This is a genomic window from Streptomyces sp. NBRC 110028, from assembly GCF_001417735.1.
GTDB lineage: Bacteria > Actinomycetota > Actinomycetes > Streptomycetales > Streptomycetaceae > Streptomyces.
In genome coordinates this window covers 359496-378355 of record NZ_BBUZ01000026.1, presented here as the reverse complement: position 1 = coordinate 378355, position 18860 = coordinate 359496, and the positions used below count along the sequence as shown (strand labels likewise).

Below are 18860 nucleotides of genomic sequence, written 5' to 3'. Positions count from 1 at the left end.
CATGACGTGGGATGAGCGACACCATGCACCTCGGAGAGATTTTGTGCAAGAGGTCGGTCATAGTCGCGCAGACTCGCTCACCTGGAGTACGTTGCCCCCATGCTGCGAGAAACCCGCCACGAGAAGCTGCTGAGCATCCTCGGCGAGCAGGGCGTGCTGCCGATCGGGGAGATCGCCGACCGTCTGGAGATCAGCGAGGCCACGGCCCGCCGGGACCTCGCCGAACTGGGCCGGGCCGGCCGGCTGACGCGGGTCTACGGTGGCGCGGTGGCCGCGCCCACCCCGGGCGAGGAGCGCCCGTTCGGCGAGGTGGCGGTCGACGAACCGGAGGAGAAGGCGGCCGTGGCCCGGCGCGCGGCGGAGTTGGTCGTGGACGGCGATGTGCTGCTGCTCGACATCGGCACCACGACCCTGCACCTGGCCAGGCTGCTGCGCGGCCGTCCGGTCACCATCGTGACCAGCAATCTGGCGATCTACGACGAGCTGCGCGACGACCCCGAGGTGACGCTGATCCTGCTCGGCGGGCAGGTGCGCGCCAACTACCGCTCGGTGGTCGGCTTCCTCACCGAGTCCAACATCCGGCAGCTGCGGGTGGGCCGGCTCTTCCTGGGCGCCAGCGGGGTGCTGTCCGACGGCAGCGTGCTGGACAGCACGCATGTGGAGGTGCCCGTCAAGCGGGCCATGCTCGCCTCGGCCCGGGAGGTGGTGCTGCTGGTCACGGCGGGCAAGTTCCCGGGCGACACCGGGCTGGCCCGGATCTGCGGCCCGCGGGAGATCGACACCCTGATCACCAACAAGACCGCCGATCCGGCGACGCTCGATGTGTTCCGCGAGGGCGATGTGGAGGTAGTGACCGTATGAGGCTGACCGTGCTGGGTGGCGGCGGTTTCCGGATACCGCTGGTGTACCGGGCCCTGCTGGAGGACACCGGGGACGCTGCCGGGCGCCGCACCGAGCTGGTGCTGTACGACACCGACCCCCGCCGGCTGGACGCCATCGGCGCGGTCCTGGCCGAGCAGGCGAAGGACCGCCCCGCCGCCCCCGTGGTGCGGGCCACCACCGACCTCGACGACGCGCTGCGCGGCAGCGACTTCGTGTTCTCCGCGATCCGGGTCGGCGGTCTGGAGGGCCGCGCCCGCGATGAGCGGATCCCGCTCGGCGAGGGCGTCCTCGGGCAGGAGACCGTCGGCGCGGGCGGGGTGCTGTACGGGCTGCGCACCCTGCCGGTGGCGACGCGCATCGCCCAGCGGATCGCCGCCGTGGCCCCGGACGCCTGGGTCATCAACTTCACCAACCCCGCGGGCATGGTCACCGAGGCGATGCGGCGGGTGCTGGGCGACCGCGTCATCGGCATCTGCGACTCGCCGGTCGGGCTGTGCCGCCGGGCGGCGCGGGCCCTGGGCGCGGATCCGGACCGGGCCGTCTACGACTACGTGGGCCTGAACCACCTCGGCTGGCTGCGGGGCGTGGTGGTGGACGGCCGGGACCGGATGCCCGAGCTGCTGGCCGACGCCGGGGCACTGGAGTCCTTCGAGGAGGGCAAGCTGTTCGGGGCGGAGTGGCTGCGGGCCCTGGGCGCGCTGCCCAACGAGTACCTGCACTACTACTACTTCAACCGCGAGGCGGTGGCCTCCATCCGGCAGGCCCCGGCCACCCGGGGGGAGTTCCTGCGCGAGCAGCAGGCCCGGTTCTACGAGACGGCCCGCACCGCCGGCGGCGGGGCGCTCGCGGCCTGGGAGCGGACCCGGCTGGAGCGCGAGGTGACGTACATGGCCGAGAGCCGGGAGGCCACCGGCGGCTGGGAGCGCGACTCCTGCGATCTGGACGGCGGGGGTTACGAGCGGATCGCGCTGGCCATCATGCGGGCCATCGCCCGCGACGAGCGCACCACGCTGATCCTCAACGTCGCCAACCGCACGGCCGTCCCCGGGCTGGACGCGGACGCGGTGGTGGAGGTGCCCTGTCTGGTGGACGCGTGCGGGGCGCGCCCCCTGGCCACCGGTGCGGTGGCTCCGGACCAGCTGGGGCTGATGCTGTCGCTGAAGGCGGTCGAGCGCTCGACGATCGAGGCGGCTGAGGCGGCTGAGGCGGCCGGGACCGGTGGCACCGCCGCCGCCCGGAGCGCGGCTCTGCGCGCCCTCGCGCTGCATCCGCTGGTCGACTCGGTCCGTGTGGCGAGCCGGATTCTCGACGCCGCGGGGCTGCCCGCGACGGCATAGCACATGTCCGAATGGGCTTTCCCTAGACCTTGATCACGCCCGAACGGGCTCCGTTTCGGTCAACTTTTTGAAAGCGGGCGCGAAACGGGCCCGTTCCGCGCCGATTCAGGCGTCCGCGATCCTCACCGCGCGTCCGCCTACTGGATCCGACCTGCTGAGATAACGTTTGCGAAACGGGCACATCCGGTCATGATCTGTCCCACGCCAAGGCTGGCCACCCCGGTTACATGCTTGTAAAACTTCTCGCCAAGCCCGAAGAAGAAGCAGGTGATGCGGTGTGGACGCGGAGGAACGCCGTCGGGGGATCCTCGACATGGCGCGGCGTGCCGGGGTCGTCGACGTCGGCAAGCTCGCGGCGGACCTCGGAGTGTCCAAGGAGACGGTGCGCCGCGATCTGCGGGTGCTGGAGCAGCACGGTCTGGTCCGGCGCACCCATGGCGGCGCGTACCCGGTGGAGAGCGCCGGTTTCGAGACCACCCTCGCCTTCCGCACCACCATGCACGTCCCGGAGAAGTCGCGGATCGCTACCGCGGCCTCCGAGCTGCTGGGCGACGCCGAGACGGTCTACATCGACGAGGGCTTCACCCCGCAGCTGATCGCCGAGGCCCTGCCCCGGGACCGGCCGCTCACCGTGATCACCGCGTCCCTCACGACGGCGAGCGGGCTCTCCGGCCGCGAGAACACCACGGTGCTGCTCCTGGGCGGCCGGGTCCGCGGCAGCACGATGGCCACCGTCGACCACTGGGCCACGCACATGCTGTCCGGCTTCGTCATCGATCTGGCGTTCATCGGCGCCAACGGCATCTCCCGGCAGTACGGGCTCACCACCCCCGATCCGGCGGTCAGCCAGGTCAAGGCGCAGGTGGTCCGGGTGTCCCGGCGCAAGGTGTTCTCCGGGGTGCACACCAAGTTCGGGGCGGTCAGCTTCTGCCGGTTCGCCGACGTGTCCGACTTCGAGACGATCGTGACCGACGCCGGGCTGCCCGTGACCGAAGCCCATCGGTATTCGCTGCTGGGCCCGCAGATCCTCCGGGTCTGACCCCACCGTCCCCTTTCCCGTCCCCCAGTCTCCCTCCCCCACGTCCCTCCGATTGGAACCCGTTATGCCAGTCCTGACACTTCGTGCTGCCCGGATACCGGTCGTGGCCCTGGCCGCGGGCGCGCTCCTCGCGGGGTGCGCCGGTATGGGCGGCGGCAGCTCCGGCGGCAACACCATCAATGTGCTGATGGTGAACAACCCGCAGATGATGGATTTGCAGAAGCTGACCGCAAAGCATTTCACCAAGGAAACGGGCATCAAGGTCAAGTTCACGGTGCTGCCGGAGAACGATGTCCGCGACAAGATCAGTCAGGACTTCTCCAATCAGGCCGGGCAGTACGACGTCGCCACCATCAGTAATTTCGAGGTTCCGTTCTACGCCGAGAACAGCTGGCTGATGCCGCTGGACGACCATGTCGCCAAGGACAAGGCGTTCGACCAGAAGGACATCCTCCCGCCGATGCGGGAGTCCCTGACCGCCGGTGACGGCCAGTTGTACGGGGAGCCCTTCTACGGTGAGTCGTCGTTCCTGATGTACCGCAAGGACATTTTCGCCGAGAAGCATCTGAAGATGCCCGAGCGGCCCACCTGGAAGCAGGTGGCGGATCTCGCGGCCAAGGCCGACGGCGCCCGCAAGGGCATGAACGGCATCTGTCTGCGCGGGCTGCCCGGCTGGGGCGAGCTGATGGCCCCGCTCACCACGGTCGTCAACACCTTCGGCGGCACCTGGTTCACCAAGGACTGGAAGGCACAGCTGACCTCGCCGGAGTTCGTCAAGGCGACCAAGTTCTATGTCGACCTGGTGCGCAAGCACGGTGAGGCCGGCGCCTCCCAGTCCGGCTTCGCCGAGTGCCTGAACAACCTCACCCAGGGCAAGAGCGCCATGTGGTACGACGCCACCTCGGCCGCCGGGTCGCTGGAGGGCGCCAAGTCCCCCGTCAAGGGCAAGATCGGCTATGTGCAGGCGCCGGTGGAGAAGACCGAGAGCTCGGGCTGGCTCTACACCTGGGCGTGGGGCATCCAGAAGGCCTCGCGCAACTCCGACAAGGCGTGGAAGTTCATCTCCTGGGCCTCCAGCAAGAAGTACGAGAACCTGGTCGGCAAGACGTTCGGCTGGTCCAACGTGCCCGCGGGCAAGCGGGCCTCGACGTACGCCAATCAGGACTACCGCGATTCCGCGGGCGCCTTCTCCGATGTCACCCGGAAGGCCATCACCAGCGCCAAGCCGCGCGACCCCGGGGTGCAGGAGCGGCCGACCATGGGCATCCAGTTCGTCGACATCCCCGAATTCGCCGATCTCGGCACCAAGGTCGCCCAGGAGATCAGCGCCGCCATCGCCGGGAAGCAGTCGGTCGACGAGGCATTGAAGACGTCGCAGAAGCTGGCCGAGAAGGTGGGCGAGGAGTACCGAGATGAGTAATTCGACAACGGCGGTCCCCGTTCGCGGCGAGCGCCCACCGACCGTGGCCCCCGCGTCCCCCGGCCCCGGCCGGCCGCCGAGGAACCGGGCCCGGGAGTGGGCCACCCGGGCACCCCTGATGCCCGCGCTGATCTTCCTGATCGTGGTCACCCAGCTGCCCTTCGTGGCGACGCTGGTGATCTCCCTCTTCGACTGGAACTCCTTCCGCCCCGACAAGCGTGAGTTCGCGGGGCTGGAGAACTACAAGACGGTGGCGAGCGACGCGGCGCTGCGCGAGTCGATCCTCACCACCGTGCTGCTGACCGCCACCGTGGTCATCATCAGCGTGGTGCTGGGGCTGGCGCTGGCGCTGCTGCTGGACCGCAAGTTCCGCGGCCGGGGCCTCGTCCGCACGATGCTCATCGCGCCGTTCCTGCTGGTGCCGGTGGCCTCGGCGCTGCTGTGGAAGCATGCGCTGTACAACCCCGAGTACGGGCTGTTCAACGGCGTTCTGAACTGGCTGGGCGGGCCCCAGCCGGAATGGCTCAGCGATATGCCGCTGATGGCCGTGGAGGCGTCGCTGATCTGGCAGTGGACACCGTTCATGATGCTCATCCTGCTGGCCGGGCTGCAGGGCCGGCCGCTGGACATGATCGAGGCGGCCCGGCTGGACGGCGCGGGCAACTGGCAGATCTTCCGCTTCCTCACCCTGCCCCATCTGCGGCGCTATCTGGAGCTGGGCACCCTGCTCGGGTCGATCTACATCGTGCAGAACTTCGACGCCGTGTTCACCCTCACCCGTGGCGGTCTCGACACCGCCAACCTGCCGTACACCATCTACGAAACCTTCTACAACGCCCACGAGTACGGGCTGGCATCGGCGGCGGGTGTGCTGGTCGTGATCGGCACGATCATCATCGCCACCTTCGCGCTGCGCGTGGTGTCGTCCCTCTTCCGTGAGGAGGCCTCCCGCGCATGACCACCCTGACCGCCCCCGCGGCCATCACCGCGGTTCCGCCGGCCGCCCGGCGGGCCAAGCGCCGCGGTACCGCGCTCGCCGTGCTGGCCTGGTTCATCGGCATCCTGTTCGTCCTGCCGTTCCTGTGGATGCTGCTCACCTCGTTCCACTCCGAGAGCGACGCCGCCACCAACCCGCCTTCGCTGGCCGCCCCGTTGACCCTCGACGGCTACAAGGCGTTCTTCGGCGTGGACGGCGGGGCCAGCCCCTGGCCCGCGCTGCTCAACTCGCTGGGCACCTCCCTCTTCTCCACCCTCTTCGTGCTGGTGCTGGCGCTTCCGGCCGCGTACGCGCTGTCGATCCGGCGGGTCCGCAAGTGGACCGACGTGATGTTCTTCTTCCTGTCCACCAAGATGCTGCCGGTGGTGGCCGGGCTGCTGCCGGTGTACCTGTTCGCGAAGAACATCGGCTTCCTGGACAATGTGTGGCTGCTCGTCATCCTCTACACGTCGATGAATCTGCCGATCGCCGTGTGGATGATGCAGTCCTTCCTCGCCGACATCCCCGTGTCCATCATCGAGGCCGCGCAGATGGACGGGGCCCGGCTGCCGACCATCCTGGCCCGGGTGGTGGCCCCGATCGCTGGCCCGGGCATCGCCGCCACCTCGCTGATCTGCTTCATCTTCAGCTGGAACGAGATGCTGTTCGCCCAGGTGCTCACCGGCGTGGTCGCCCAGACCGCACCGGCCTTCCTGACCGGCTTCGTCACCAGCCAGGGGCTGTTCCTGGCCCAGGTGTGCGCCGCGTCGATCGTCGTCTCCCTGCCGGTGCTGGCCGCAGGGTTCGCCGCCCAGGACAAACTCGTCCAGGGCCTGTCGCTAGGAGCAGTCAAATGAGGGCCGCCGTCATCGAAGCACCCGGCAAGGTCAGCATCGCCACCGTCGTCGATCCGGCCCCGGGACCCCGCGAGGTCGTCATCGACGTGGCGGCCTGCGGGCTGTGCGGAACCGATCTGCACATCCTGCAGGGGGAGTTCGCGCCCACCCTGCCGATCGTGCCCGGCCATGAGTTCGCCGGGGAGGTCGTAGGCATCGGCAGGGACGTCACCGAGGTGGCGGTCGGCGACCGCGTCGCCGTCGACCCCTCCCTGTACTGCCACGAATGCCACTACTGCCGCATCGGCCGGGGCAACCTGTGCGACAACTGGAACGCCATCGGGGTCAGCGTCCCCGGCGGCGCCGCCGAGTTCGCCGTCGCACCGGTGGCCAACTGCGTACGGCTCCCCGAGCACGTGGACGTCGGCGACGCGGCCCTGATCGAGCCGCTGTCCTGCGCGGTGCGCGGCTACGACGTGCTGAGCGGCAATCTGGGCGCCGAAGTGCTCATCTACGGCTCCGGCACCATGGGGCTGATGATGCTGGAGCTGGCCAAGCGGACCGGCGCCACCAGCGTCGACGTCCTCGACGTCAACCCCGAGCGGCTGTCCACCGCCAAGACCCTCGGCTGCTCCCGGGCCGCGGCCTCGGCCGACGAACTCGACCAGGCGCGCGGCTGGGACGTGGTCATCGACGCCACCGGCAACCAGGCCGCCATCCAGGACGGTCTCGGCCGGGTCGCCAAGGCGGGCACCTTCCTGCAGTTCGGGGTCTCCGACTACGCGACCCGGGCCACCATCGAGCCGTACAAGATCTACAACCAGGAGATCACCATCACCGGCTCCATGGCGGTGCTGCACAGCTACGAACGCGCCGCCGGGCTCTTCGCCTCCGGTGTCCTCGACCCGAAGATCTTCATCAGCCACCGGATGCCGCTCGCCGAGTACCCCGAGGCGCTGGAGCAGTTCCGCTCCGGCCAGGGCCGCAAGATCGTGGTCGAGCCGTAACCGTGTGTGGTTGACGGCCCAGGCCCGGTACCACCAGGCTTGGGCCGCGACGATCACGGTGGACGGGAGGCGGCGGATGGGCAGGGGCGACGCGTTAGTGGTGGGTGGCGGCCTGGCGGGATCCCTGGCCGCCGCCGCGCTCATCGGCCACGCGGACACGGTCACCATCGTGGAGCGCGATCGCTCTCGAGCAGCCCGTCTTCCGCAAGGGCGTCCCCCAGGGGCGCCATCTGCACGTCTTCCTCAGCGGCGGCTGCCGGGCCCTGGAGAAGCTGCTCCCCGGAGCGACGTCGGAGCTGCGGGCGGCGGGCGCCCGGCTGCTGGAGGCGCCGCGCGATGTGATCACCCGGGCCTCCAACGGCTGGCACCGCCGGTTCCACGAGGGCCGGCACACCATGATCAGCTGCACACGTCCGCTCTTCGACACCACCGTTCGGGCGAGCGTGCTGGCCCGGGCCGCCGGTTCCGGGACCCGGGTGGAGGTGCTGCAGGCCACCGAGGCCATCGGGCTGCTCGGCGGCGCGGACCGGGTGACCGGCGTGCGGGTGCGCTCGCGCGGCACCGGGCGCGCCGAGCGGGACCTGTGCGCCGATCTGGTCGTCGACGCCTCGGGGCGTGGCTCGCGCGCCCCGGGGTGGCTGGCCGAGCTGGGCCGCCGAGCACCGCGCGAGGAGGTCGTCGACGCCGGAATCGGCTACTCCACGCGGATGTTCCGGCCTGCCGAGCCGCTGGAGATGTCCGTGGTCATCCAGCCGCGCCCCGGCTGTCCCCGTGGCGCGGCCTGGTCCCCGGTCGAGGGCGGCAACTGGCTGCTGACCCTCGCCGGTGTGCGCGGACATCATCCGCCGACCGAGGGGCGGGCCGTGCTCGATTTCGTACAGGCCCTCGGCGCCCCCGAGTTGTACGAGCACCTGCGCACCTGCGAGCCGGTGTCCCCGCCCTACGGCTACCGGGACACTTCCAACCGCCGCCGCCACTACGACGCGCCGGGCGGGGTGCCGGAGGGGTTCGTCGTGGTCGCGGACGCCGCCTGTACGTTCAACCCGATCTACGGGCAGGGGATGTCCGTCGCCGCGCTGAGCGGGCTGGCGCTGCGTGGCGCCCTGGCCGGCGGCGGGCTGCGCCCCGGCCTCGCGGCCGCCGCCCAGCGCGCCGTCGCCCGGGCGGGCGACACCGCCTGGCTGACCGCCGTCGGCGCGGACCGCCCGTACGCGGCGGGCTCGGACACCACGCCGCCGGGCGCCGCCGAGCGGGCGCAGACCTGGTACTTCGGACGGCTGGCGGACCGGGCGGCCATCGATCCCGTGGTCGGCGCCGCGTTCCGCGACATCACCCACCTGGCCGCGCCGCCGTCCCGTCTGCTCTCCCCCGCCGTCGCCCTGCGGACGATGCTGCTCCCCCGGGCCCGGGGCCTGGCGTCCCCGCCCTTGCGGGTCGAGCCGTAGGGGGTGTCCTCCGGGGAGGGTCCCGGCGAGGGCGCCGGTCCGGGTCAGGCGGTGGCGTCGCGGAGGTGGGCCGCCGCGGCCTGCTCCAGGTGGACCAGGTCGCAGCTGACCGTGGCGAAGGTGAAGCCCTGGGCCAGCCGCTTGGCGGCCGTGGCGCCGTCCGGGCAGTGGATTCCGGCCGCGATCCCGGCCGCCTCCGCGGCCCGCGCGACCTTCGCCAGGGCCGCGTCGAACGATTCCGCCACCGAGGGGTCGGTGGAGGTGCGTCCGCCGAGGGCGATCGTGAGGTCGGAGGGGCCGATGTAGACGCCGTCCAGCCCCTCCGTCGCGCAGATCTCCTCCGTGTTGCCCAGCGCCTCCGCCGTTTCGATCATCACGACGCAGGCGACCTGCTCGTTCGCCTCGGCCGGGACGGGGCCGACACGCAGGCCGGAGCGCATCGGGCCATAGCTGCGGACCCCGAGCGGGGGGTAGCGGCAGGCGCTCACCGCGGCGGCGGCCTGCTGGGCGGTGTTGACCAGGGGGACGATGACGCCGCGGGCGCCCGCGTCCAGGGCCTGGCCGATCCAGAAGCCGTCATTGGCGGGGACGCGCACCATTCCGGCGGCGGTGGCGCGGGCGTCGATGGCGGTCATCGCGCCGAGCGTGCCCTTGTAGTCGAGCAGACCGTGCTGGGCGTCGACGCAGATGTAGTCGTAGCCGAGACCGGCCAGCCGCTCGGTGCCGACGGGGTTGTCGAGGACGACCCAGTAGCCGAGGATCCGCTGACGTGCGCGGAGCCGGGATGCGAAGTCGGCGGGGGAAGTGTTCATGGTCTGGAGCTTCTCTCGATTTCTCTGGTCGGTCGATAGGGGGAGTAGGGAAGGAACGTCACACCACGGGGTTCACCGGGTCCTCGCCGCGCAGCACCCGCACCACGTCCGCGGCCACGGCGCTGCCCATCGCGGCGTTCGCCTGGTGGGTGAAGGCCGAGCAGTGCGGGGTGAGCACCGTGTTCGGTGCGGTGAGCAGCGGGTTCCCGGCTGGGGGCTCGGTGGCGAACACATCGATTCCGGCCGCCGCGATGTGTCCGCTGTGGAGCAGTTCGGCGAGAGCGCCCTCGTCGACGAGCCCGCCCCGCGCCGTGTTGATCAGGCAGGAGCCGGGTTTCATGGCTTCCAGCCGGGCGCGGCCGAGCAGCGGCCCGCCGGAGGGCATGGGCAGATGCAGGGTGACGGCGTCGCTCAGGGCGAGCAGGTCGTCCAGGGGTACGGAGCGTACGCCCTGCTCGGCGAAGACGGCCTCCGGCAGGTGCGGGTCGTAGGCGACGATCTCCATGTCGAAGCCCCGGGCGCGCCGGGCGACGGCCTGCCCGATCCGGCCGAAGCCGACGATGCCGAGCGTGCGACCGGCCAGTTCGGGGCCGAAGAAGCGGTCCCAGCGGCCTCCGGTGACCGAGGCGTGGGCGGGCACGATCCGGCGTACGGCGGCCAGCAGCAGGGCCATGGCCATGTCGGCGACGGCGGTGGTGTTGGTGCCGGGCGCGTTGACCACCCGTACGCCGCGCGCGGCGGCCGCGGTGAGGTCGATGTTGTCGACGCCGACCCCGTGCTTGGCGATGACCTTCAGCCCGGGTGCCGCGTCGAGGACGGCCGCCGTCACGGGATCGAGCCCGACGACGAGGGCGTCCGCGCCCGCCGCCTCGTCGATCAGCTGCGCCTGCGCCAGCGGATGCGCGGCGCGCGCGGTGCGCACCGGGACACCGGCCTGTTCGAACACCTCCCAGGGGGCGCGGGAATGCTGGCCGAAGCTCGGCGTGGTCACCAGGACGTCGTGTCCCATGGTCTGGTTCAACTCCCCACCCCGAGGCCGAGGACATCGAGGACCGAATAGATTCCGAGGGCGCCGATGGCGGCGCTGCTCAGCACGAGCGCGCAGTTCAGCGCGGGATTGCGGCGGAAGCGCGGGGCCACCTCGGTGGCGCGCAGATGCCATACGGCGATGACGACCGCGACCAGGAAGATGCCGCCCGCGATGCCACCGACCTGCACCATCAGCACCGGTTCCTGGATGAAGAGGTAGCTGACGGCCCACAGCGGCGGCAGGACGACGGTGAGCACGCGGACGGCACGCTTGCGGGTCGTGACGTTCTTCCAGTCGAGCAGGCCGAGCAGGCCGAGAGTGTTGGTCCACAGCCGGGGCACGCTCGCGGTGGAGGCGATGATCGTCGAGTAGAGGACGGCGATGGCCCCGGCCAGGAAGAGGTACTTGCCCCAGGGGCCGAGGGTGTCGGTGTACATCCGGGACAGGGTGCTGATCATCTCGTTGCCCTCGGGCACCAGGCCCTGCCGGTGCAGGATGGCCGCGCCGATGACGTAGAAGGACAGCGTGCACAGGGTGCAGATGAGCCAGGAGACGAGGGCGTCGGTCCGCATGACCCGGATCCAGCCCTCGGCGCGCTTGGCCCGCGCCTCGGTGCCGTCGTCCGGGCCGGTCCAGCGCGCGTAGCCCTTCTCCAGACACCAGTAGGTGTACGTGGTCATCTCGTCGGCGCCGACCCCGGTGATGCCGAACATGGCGACGGCGAAGCCGAGGGTGCCGGCCGGGATGGAGAGGGCCAGCCCGGAGCCCAGGTCCGCGCCGCTGTAGGGGAATTCGGTCCAGGGCAGTCCGACGGCGAGGGCGACCGTGGAGAGCGTGAAGACCACGACGGTGATGAATCCGGCCTTCTCCACCAGTCCGTAGCGGTTGGTGTACATCAGCGCGACGACGGAGACGATCACGATGACGGTCCACGCCGTGAGCGAGGCGCGGCCCAGCGGGTCGCCGCCGATCGGGGCGAGGATGCTGAACGCCGCCGCCGCTCCGCCGATCATGCCGCCGCGCTGGAGCATCTTGGCGAAGTCCATCAGGATCCACAGCACGTTGATCCAGCCGACCCGGCCGACTCTGGGCGCGACCTGGCTGTACCCGGCCAGCGCGGTCTTGCCGGTGAGGATGGTCCAGCGGGCCAGCTCCATCTGCACCCACACCTTGACCAGCGCGCTCGCGATCACCAGCCACAGCAGGACGAATCCGGCCTTGGCGCCGAGCGAGGTGGTGGTGATCAGTTCACCGGAGCCGACCACCGCCGCGGAGAGGATCATGCCGGGCCCGAGGCGCTTGACGGTGCCCTTGAGGTCGTTCGGCGGCTCCAGGACGTCGCCCGCCCGCAGTGCGTACGGATCGTCGGACGCGGGTTCGCTGCCCGCCCCGACGTCGGCCGGCACACTCTCCGCCTTCATGGACCCTCCCGCTACATGCGTGTTGTGAGCGAAACGCTCGCATGCTTGCACGTAACACGCAAGAGTCCAGCCCATATCCACGATGAGACAGCGCGAAATGCGCAGACTGATAGGGTGCTCCCCCAATCACGCAGAGTCGCGGGGAGTCGCGGAGAGGATGGCAGGCGAAAATGACATCCAACGGGGAGGGTCAGCGGCGACTGCGCGCCGCCGACCGCCGGGAACTGATCGCCCGCACGATCCGGACCGATGGCACGGTGGTCGTCGAGGAGCTGGCGCGCTCATTGGAGGTGACCCCCTCCACCATCCGCCGGGACCTCGCCCTGCTCACCGAGCAGGGCGCCATCGCCCGCACCTACGGCGGCGCGATGAGCGCGGGACACACCGCCGAGCCGACGCTCGGGCAGCGCAGCGGGCTCGCGGTGGCCGAGAAGGACCGCATCGGACGGTGGGCGGCCACCCGGATCGGGCAGGGCGACACCGTCATTCTGGACGCGGGCACCACCACCGGCCGGCTCGCCCACCATCTGCGCGCCCGCACCGAACTCACCGTCATCACCAGCGGATTGACCGCGCTGCGCGCGCTGGCCGAGGTGGACGGCATCGAGCTGATCACGCTCGCGGGGACGCTGCGCCACGTCAGCCAGGGCTTCGTCGGCCCGCTCGCCGAACTCACCCTGTCCCGGCTCACCGCCGACAAGGTCTTCCTGGGCGCCGACGGGCTCGACGCGCGGCGCGGCATATGCGAGGCCAGTCTGCACCAGACCTCGCTGAAGGAGATGATGGCCGACCGCGGCCGGGAGGTGTTCGTGCTCGCCGACAGCAGCAAGCTCGGCCAGTCCCCGTTCACCGCGTGGGCCCCGCTGGACGGGCCCTGGACGCTGGTCACCGACGACGGCGCCACCGATGACCAGCTCGCCCCATTCCGTGCCCTCCCCGAGACGGAAGTGATCACCGTATGAGAACGGGTGGGCGGACCGGGAATCCCCTCCCGGCCCGCCCACCCGTCTTCACCGTTCGAGCCCCGGTCAGTCCTTGTACGCGGCCGTCGGCGCGCTGGACTTCTCCAGCAGCGCGAAGGCGTCCTCGACCTCGGCCTTCTCGGCCGCGTTGGGGTTGGCGTTGGTGCAGGACGTACCGGCGCTGGCGCCGGACATCAGGCTGGAGCAGGGCCCCGGCTTCACATCGGGCAGGCCCAGGATGTGGCCCATCTCGTGCGCGGCGATCCGTACGGTGTTGTGGCCCTCGTCCACGGCCTGCCGTCCGAAGTAGATCGTGCCGCTGCCGAGGGCGGTGACCTGGGCGCGGGGCCAGCCGTTGTCCGCCACGACGCGCAGGTTGGCCCGCTGGCCGGAGGCGACCGGCTTGAGCTGTACGTTCTTCACGCTCTGGTTCCAGACCGCCGCGCCCTTGGTCACCGCGTCCTTGAACTCGGCGGCCCCTGCGGCGTCGTACGTGACCACACGCGCGGCGGCGTCGGGCGCCGGGGCGGCCACCGCCTGGCCGCCCGCCAGGGCGAGCACTGCCGCGATCGCGGCAGGCAACGCGCGGACGAGTCTGCTGGATGTCACATCGGCCTCCTCGTGGGGGAAAGGATCCATTCTGGACGTGCACATGACGAACCGTCATGTCTCAACGGCCACTGTGCCCACGCCCGCACCCATCCAACCCGCTCCCCCGCCGCCACGTCACACCGGGGCCGGGGGCGGCGCCAGTTGACAGATCCCCGCGTCCGAAACCTCCCCCCGCGCCGGGTGTTCTCCCTAAGCTGCTGTGCGACCTGCCTTACGCCCACCGAGGAGTGATCGCCATGGCGGACACCGCCGACTCCGCCCCTGCCCCCGTCTCGCCGTCCGCCGTCGAGGCGGGCCGCTGGGTCCTGGACCCGGCCGGGTCCACGGTCCGCTTCCGGCACAGGACGTTCTGGGGACTGGGCACCGTGACCGGTGTCTTCACGGGCGTCAGCGGGGAGGGCGAGGTGGCGGCGGACGGTTCCGCTCGCGGCACCCTGACCATCGACGCCGCGTCGCTGGACACCCGGAACGCCAAGCGCGACGAGCATCTGCGCGGCAAGGACTTCCTCGATGTGGACCACCACCCCGAGATCGTCTTCGTGGCCTCGAGCGCGGTGCCCGGCGAGAGTGCCGCCGTCGCGGTCGACGGTGAGCTGACCATCCTCGACACCCCCCGCCCGCTGTCCTTCACGGCGCGGCTGACCGAGGCCACCGCCGACGCCGTCACGCTCACCGCCGAGGCCGACGTCGACCGCACCCGCTTCGGCATGACCTGGAACCGGCTGGGGATGATGCCGGGCGCCGCCGCGATGACCGTCACCGCGCGCTTCACCCGCCGTTGACCAGGGCACCCCGCACGACCCCTAGAATCGCCGGATGGCTCTTCCCGAAAACGGACCCGATGTCGCAACCGGACCCGATGTCGCAACCGGACCTGGTGTCGCGGGCGGCCCCGATGGCAGCGAGGCCCTGCGCGTACTGCACCGCGTCTTCGGCTATGACGCGTTCCGGGGAGGCCAGCAGGAGATCATCGAGCATGTGATAGCCGGTGGTGACGCACTGGTCCTGATGCCGACCGGCGGCGGCAAGTCGCTGTGCTACCAGATCCCCGCGCTCGTGCGGAAGGGGGTCGGGGTGGTCATCTCGCCGCTGATCGCGCTCATGCAGGACCAGGTCGACGCCCTGAGGAACCTCGGCGTGCGGGCCGGGTTCCTCAACTCCACCCAGGACCTGGACGAGCGGCGGCTGGTGGAGGCCGAATTCCTCGCGGGCGAGCTGGACCTGCTCTACCTCGCGCCCGAGCGGCTGCGCGTGGAGTCCACGCTGCGCCTGCTGGACCGGGGCACGGTCTCGCTGTTCGCCATCGACGAGGCGCACTGCGTGGCCCAGTGGGGGCACGACTTCCGGCCCGACTATCTGGCCCTGTCCGAGCTGCACGAGCGCTGGCCCACGGTGCCCCGGATCGCGCTGACCGCGACCGCCACCGAGGCCACCCACGGCGAGATCGCGTCCCGGCTGAAGCTCCAGGACGCCCACCACTTCGTGGCGAGCTTCGACCGCCCCAACATCCAGTACCGGATCGCCTCGAAGAACGAGCCGAAGAAGCAGCTGCTGGAGCTGTTGCGCACCGAGCACCCGGGCGACGCCGGAATCGTCTACTGCCTGTCCCGCTCCTCGGTGGAGAAGACGGCCGAGTTCCTGGTGAGCAACGGGATCGAGGCGGTGCCGTACCACGCGGGTCTCGACGCCCGGGTCCGCGCCGAGAACCAGGCGCGCTTCCTGCGGGAGGACGGCCTGGTCGTGGTGGCGACGATCGCGTTCGGCATGGGAATCGACAAGCCGGACGTGCGGTTCGTGGCCCATCTGGATCTGCCGAAGTCCGTCGAGGGCTACTACCAGGAGACGGGCCGCGCCGGACGGGACGGGCTGCCGTCCACCGCCTGGCTGGCGTACGGTCTGCAGGACGTCATCCAGCAGCGGAAGATGATCGACACCTCCGAGGGCGACGACGCCCACCGGCGCAAGCTGGGGGCGCATCTGGAGGCGATGCTGGCCCTGTGCGAGACGGTGGAATGCCGCCGGGTCCAGCTGCTGGCGTACTTCGGCCAGCGGAGCACCGCGTGCGGCAACTGCGATACGTGTCTGACGCCCCCGGAGTCCTGGGACGGCACCATCCCCGCGCAGAAGCTGCTGTCGACGGTGGTGCGGCTCAAGCGGGAGCGGAACCAGAAGTTCGGCGCCGGACAGGTGATCGACATCCTGCTCGGCAAGAAGACGGCCAAGGTCATCCAGTTCGACCATGACGCGCTGTCGGTGTTCGGCATCGGCACCGAGCTGCGCGAGGCCGAATGGCGCGGCGTGGTACGGCAGTTGCTGGCCCAGGGGCTGCTCGGCGTCGAGGGCGACTACGGCACGCTGGTGCTGACCGACGCGAGCGCCGAGGTGCTGGGGCGGCAGCGCGAGGTGCGGCTGCGGCGCGAGCCGGAGAAGACACGTACGGGCAAGCCGGCGAAGTCGGGCGCGTCCGGGTCGTCGCCGAAGTCCCGCAAGGCCGCGGCCGATCTGCCGGAGGAGGCGGTGCCGGTCTTCGAGGGGCTGCGGGCCTGGCGGGCGGCGACCGCGAAGGAGCAGGGCGTGCCCGCGTATGTGATCTTCCACGACGCGACGCTGCGCGAGATCGCGACGGTCGTCCCCTCGACGCTGGAGGAGCTGGGCGCGGTGAACGGGGTCGGCGAGAACAAGCTGCTCAAGTACGGACAGCAGATCCTGGACACGCTGGCGCCCTGAGGGTACCGGCCGAAGCCCTGCCCCGCTGGTCGGGGCAGGGCTTTGGCATGTCGTGAGCACAAGGGTTACCGCCGAGTAGTACCTCCGGTAACCTCAAGGTGATGGTGGCCGCCGGGGACTGGGGTACTCCGGCGGCCACTCACCTCCCTCGCCTCGGTTCCGCTACAGCTCCTGGATCCGGATGTTGCGGAACGAGACCACATCGCCGGTGCTGTGGGTCTGGAGACCGATGTATCCGGAGGCGAACCGGCGGCCGTCGGTGCCCGGGTCGTCCGAGCGCGGCGGGGAGAAGTCCTGACCCCCGGCGTTCTCGAACTCATTGATCAGCACACCGTTGCGGTAGATCGTGTAGTGCTGGCCGGCCACCCGGATCTCGTAGTCGTTCCAGCTGCCCTTGGGCGTCACACCCGCGCCACCCAGTCCGACCCGGTCGAAGCCGTAGATCGAGCCCGTCTTGTACATGTCGCCGTCCGGGCGGTCGTTGATCTGCACCTCGTGCCCGTACTTGATGGCGACCCACTCCGGGCGGGACTCCTCGGGGTGATCGTTCACGTCCGGGAAGCGGACGAGGACACCGCTGTTGGCGTTGCCCGTGCCGGGTGCGTCGTCACGGAACTGCAGCTTCAGCGAGAAGTCGTCGTAGGTGCGCCGCGGGAACCACAGCATGCCCATGCCGTCGACCGTGGAGCTGCTGGTGATGGTGCCGTCGTCGTTCAGCCCGAAGGCACCGCCGCCCACGTGCTGCCACTGGTCGAACGACTTCTTCGTACCGTCGAAGAGGTCGCGGTAGCCCTCGCTCTGGCCGGGCTTGCCGATCCCGGACTCGTCGGCGGCCTCGTTGATGGCGTCGTTCTCGCGCTGATCGATCACGCCGTCGGAGAGCAGCTTGCCGGTGACCGAGGTGACGTGCTTGAGGAACAGGGCGTGGGAGGACCAGTCCTTCTCGTCCTCGATCAGCTCGTTGATGGTGCAGCGGGCGCGGGTCATGCGGTTGGGGACGCCGGTGTCGACCGTACCGACGATCACGGTCAGCCGCTCGTCCCACTCCGGGCACGCGGGGGCGGGCACCCCGCCGCCCTCGTCCACGGTGAACGCCAGCGACCTGGGCGACGAGGTGTTCCCGGCCTTGTCGGTGGCGCGGTGGGCCAGGGTGTGGCGGCCGAACCGGTCGACGACGACGGGGGTGCTGTACGCGAGGTACGGGCCGCCGTCGAGGGAGTACTCGGTCTTCGCCACACCCGACCCGACGTCGGTGGCGGTGAGGGTCACCTTGGCGCTGCCGAGGTAGTTGCCGTCCGAGTTCTTGGTGCCCTCCACCTTCGCGGCGGTTTCGGGCGGGGTGGTGTCCGTGCTCGGCGGCGCGACCACGGAGAAGCCCACCGATTTCGCCTCGGAGGTGTTCCCGGCCCGGTCGGTCGCGCGGTAGCGCACCGTGTGGGAGCCGTGGGTGTTCACCGTCACCGGCGCGGTGTACTTCGTGAAGTCGCCGCCGTCCAGGGCGTATTCGATGGTGTTGACGCCGGACCCGGTGTCGGAGGCGGTGACGGTGACGGTGGCCGTGTCGTAGTACTCACCGCCCGGGCCCTGCTTCCCGGACACCGTCGCCGAGGTCTCGGGCGGTGTCCTGTCGTCCGTCGGCGGGGCCACGACGCGGAAGTCCGCCGACTTCACCGCGGAGGTGTTGCCCGCCTTGTCGGTGGCCCGGTAGCGGATGGTGTGCGTACCCACCTCGTGCACCATCACCGGGGCGGTGTACGGCTGGAACGCCCCGTCCCCGACCGCGTACTCGATCCGGTCCACACCCGAGCCCGCGTCGGTGGCGGACACCGAGACCGTGGCCATGCCGAGGTACGCGCCGTCCGCGTTCTGCTCGCCCTCGACCTTCGCGGAGGTCTCGGGCGCCGTGGTGTCCTCGCCCCCGCCGTCCTCGGTGACCACGAGGATGCCCTGCATCTGGCCGTGGCCGGGGATGGTGCAGTGGTAGCGGTAGCGGCCCGGGGTGAGGGTGACCTCGACGGAGTGCTTGCCGCCGGTGTCGTCCGCAGGGTTGGCGAGGATGTTCAGCGGGACGTCGTTGTTGTACTCGGGATCCGACACGTCGAAGGTGAGCGTGTGCGGCATCCCCATGGTGTTGCCGGTGGCGGCGCTGTTCTCGAAGACGATGGTGGTCTTCCCGGCGACCGCCGTGGTGGGCGCCGAGACGTACGTGGTGATGTCGTCGCCCGCGGTCCAGGTCAGCGTCTGCTGTGCCGCGGCCTTACCCGAAGCCGCGGTGGCCGTGGACACACCCGTGGTCAGGCCGAGGACCATGAGCAGCGCGGCGAGCAGCGCCATCCACGATCTCGGAGTCTTAC

The 18860-nt window shown here is 70.5% G+C and carries 16 protein-coding genes; 11 read left to right on the top strand and 5 right to left on the bottom strand.

The features are described 5' to 3' along the window. Positions 1-99 precede the first annotated feature (99 nt). From ASC60_RS16975 to ASC60_RS16940, 8 genes are all read left to right on the top strand, one after another. Positions 100-861, top strand: a complete 762-nt coding sequence (locus ASC60_RS16975; protein ID WP_055551693.1) for a DeoR/GlpR family DNA-binding transcription regulator — start codon at positions 100-102, stop codon at positions 859-861. Continuing rightward, on the top strand, positions 858-2219 hold the full coding sequence (locus ASC60_RS16970; RefSeq protein ID WP_055551691.1) for a 6-phospho-beta-glucosidase: 1362 nt from the start codon (positions 858-860) through the stop codon (positions 2217-2219). Before ASC60_RS16975 ends, ASC60_RS16970 begins: the two co-directional genes overlap by 4 nt. A gap of 277 nt (positions 2220-2496) precedes the next feature. Then, entirely contained in the window at positions 2497-3258 is a 762-nt protein-coding gene (locus ASC60_RS16965; protein WP_055551689.1) for a DeoR/GlpR family DNA-binding transcription regulator, read from the top strand. Positions 3259-3322: 64 nt separating this feature from the next. Then, positions 3323-4678: a sugar ABC transporter substrate-binding protein gene (locus ASC60_RS16960; protein WP_055551687.1), complete on the top strand. Its 1356-nt coding sequence runs from the start codon at positions 3323-3325 to the stop codon at positions 4676-4678. Continuing rightward, positions 4671-5636 carry a carbohydrate ABC transporter permease gene (locus ASC60_RS16955; protein WP_055551685.1) on the top strand — a complete coding sequence of 322 codons (966 nt, stop codon included), beginning with the start codon at positions 4671-4673 and terminating at the stop codon, positions 5634-5636. The genes ASC60_RS16960 and ASC60_RS16955 overlap by 8 nt, the downstream gene beginning before the upstream one ends. Continuing rightward, positions 5633-6511 carry a carbohydrate ABC transporter permease gene (locus ASC60_RS16950; RefSeq protein ID WP_055551683.1) on the top strand — a complete coding sequence of 293 codons (879 nt, stop codon included), beginning with the start codon at positions 5633-5635 and terminating at the stop codon, positions 6509-6511. Before ASC60_RS16955 ends, ASC60_RS16950 begins: the two co-directional genes overlap by 4 nt. Further along, positions 6508-7497 carry a zinc-dependent alcohol dehydrogenase family protein gene (locus tag ASC60_RS16945; RefSeq protein ID WP_055551681.1) on the top strand — a complete coding sequence of 330 codons (990 nt, stop codon included), beginning with the start codon at positions 6508-6510 and terminating at the stop codon, positions 7495-7497. The genes ASC60_RS16950 and ASC60_RS16945 overlap by 4 nt, the downstream gene beginning before the upstream one ends. 104 nt (positions 7498-7601) lie before the next feature. Beyond that, the gene (locus tag ASC60_RS16940; protein ID WP_370592922.1) at positions 7602-8942 is read left to right on the top strand and encodes an NAD(P)/FAD-dependent oxidoreductase; all 1341 of its coding nucleotides are present in this window, start codon (positions 7602-7604) and stop codon (positions 8940-8942) included. 44 nt (positions 8943-8986) lie between these two features. Here the strand turns inward: ASC60_RS16940 and ASC60_RS16935 are convergent, their stop codons facing one another. From ASC60_RS16935 to ASC60_RS16925, 3 genes are read right to left on the bottom strand one after another with little or no spacing between them, the layout of a single operon-like run. Continuing rightward, positions 8987-9754, bottom strand: a complete 768-nt coding sequence (locus ASC60_RS16935) for an HpcH/HpaI aldolase/citrate lyase family protein (RefSeq protein ID WP_055551679.1) — start codon at positions 9752-9754, stop codon at positions 8987-8989. Between the two features lie 58 nt (positions 9755-9812). Continuing rightward, entirely contained in the window at positions 9813-10763 is a 951-nt protein-coding gene (locus tag ASC60_RS16930) for a phosphoglycerate dehydrogenase (protein ID WP_055551676.1), read from the bottom strand. Between the two features lie 8 nt (positions 10764-10771). Beyond that, positions 10772-12205, bottom strand: coding sequence for an Nramp family divalent metal transporter (locus tag ASC60_RS16925; RefSeq protein ID WP_055551675.1), 1434 nt, complete (start codon positions 12203-12205; stop codon positions 10772-10774). 170 nt (positions 12206-12375) lie between these two features. Between ASC60_RS16925 and ASC60_RS16920 the strand changes: the two genes are divergently transcribed. Then, positions 12376-13167: a DeoR/GlpR family DNA-binding transcription regulator gene (locus ASC60_RS16920; protein ID WP_055551673.1), complete on the top strand. Its 792-nt coding sequence runs from the start codon at positions 12376-12378 to the stop codon at positions 13165-13167. A gap of 66 nt (positions 13168-13233) precedes the next feature. On the opposite strand, the gene ASC60_RS16915 is transcribed toward ASC60_RS16920, so the two are convergent. Further along, positions 13234-13776 (bottom strand): snapalysin family zinc-dependent metalloprotease, encoded by a 543-nt coding sequence (locus ASC60_RS16915; protein WP_107097090.1) that lies wholly within the window; start codon positions 13774-13776, stop codon positions 13234-13236. A 239-nt stretch (positions 13777-14015) separates the two neighbouring features. On the opposite strand from ASC60_RS16915, the gene ASC60_RS16910 reads away from it, so the two are divergent. Both ASC60_RS16910 and recQ read left to right on the top strand, forming a co-directional pair. Continuing rightward, the gene (locus ASC60_RS16910) at positions 14016-14561 is read left to right on the top strand and encodes a YceI family protein (RefSeq protein WP_055551670.1); all 546 of its coding nucleotides are present in this window, start codon (positions 14016-14018) and stop codon (positions 14559-14561) included. Positions 14562-14595: 34 nt separating this feature from the next. Beyond that, positions 14596-16506 (top strand): DNA helicase RecQ, encoded by a 1911-nt coding sequence (gene recQ, locus ASC60_RS16905; protein WP_055551668.1) that lies wholly within the window; start codon positions 14596-14598, stop codon positions 16504-16506. Between the two features lie 162 nt (positions 16507-16668). Here the strand turns inward: recQ and ASC60_RS16900 are convergent, their stop codons facing one another. Beyond that, positions 16669-18840, bottom strand: coding sequence for a family 16 glycoside hydrolase (locus ASC60_RS16900; protein WP_107097089.1), 2172 nt, complete (start codon positions 18838-18840; stop codon positions 16669-16671). Positions 18841-18860 lie beyond the last annotated feature (20 nt).